This is a genomic window from Treponema sp. OMZ 805, assembly GCF_050937395.1.
Classification (GTDB): Bacteria; Spirochaetota; Spirochaetia; order Treponematales; family Treponemataceae; genus Treponema.
Window position 1 is genome coordinate 1 of sequence record NZ_JACCLP010000044.1, and the last position, 818, is coordinate 818.

Below are 818 nucleotides of genomic sequence, written 5' to 3' on the forward strand. Positions count from 1 at the left end.
GCCCGCTTTTTCAAAAACTTTCTGGATATTCAAATTCCGCCCATGCAATAACATAGCTGTTATATCTTTTATTGTTCCATGTATCACAGGTAACGCATTCTTTATGTCTAGAAACAAGGTAAAAAAGATACAGTTTATATTCTTGCGGCGGAATATTCCCGTCTTTCAAAAAGTGTCAACCGTTTTTTTCACGGCAACTTTGATAACCGGCGTCAAAGGCTTCTTTCAACTTATCTTCTGCATAATTAGTAATCTTAGCCCATTGCATCGGATTCTCCCATGCATTATTTGGTTCGATAGGTCTGTTATTGTTGTACTCTTTTTTCCATTCTTCAAAAGTAAAAGCCATTCATTACTCCTTTTCTTCCTGCCATACAACACGCCATGATCGAAATACTTCAATCGGTGCAGCATGAAGGACTACGTTTTTATTTACACTGCCATGACAAGTTACGATGTCCAGCGGTATACTCTCATTCATTTCCAATATCCCGGTAACCGGTTTATCAAAGTCAAGTTTATGCTTTTGCGCATAGCTGATCATCTCGTTAAGCGTCATTGGTTGCTCCTCCTTATCGCTTATTAAAAAAATGCCGCTGCCGGTATTGTCCCCGGCCGGGCCGCCTGCGGCGTAGCGTAGGTTTACGAATCCCTCAAACGATTTACGGAGCCACCGTCTCAAACTCACCTTTCGCGGCTACTGAAAGGTTTTTATATGATTGTGTTATTCCTCTGTTAACTTAAAATGTATGGCGTAAACGGGTTTAGCAACATGCAAATCCGTATCGTTGCCATCTACAACTTCAATTTTTGTGATT

Annotated in this window: 2 protein-coding genes; both read right to left on the reverse strand. The window is 40.6% G+C overall.

What is annotated here, in order from left to right:
* Positions 1–175 precede the first annotated feature (175 nt).
* Entirely contained in the window at positions 176–349 is a 174-nt protein-coding gene (locus tag HGH47_RS12190; protein WP_432912733.1) for a hypothetical protein, read from the reverse strand.
* Positions 350–352: 3 nt separating this feature from the next.
* Entirely contained in the window at positions 353–559 is a 207-nt protein-coding gene (locus tag HGH47_RS12195; protein WP_432912736.1) for a hypothetical protein, read from the reverse strand.
* Positions 560–818: the final 259 nt, after the last annotated feature.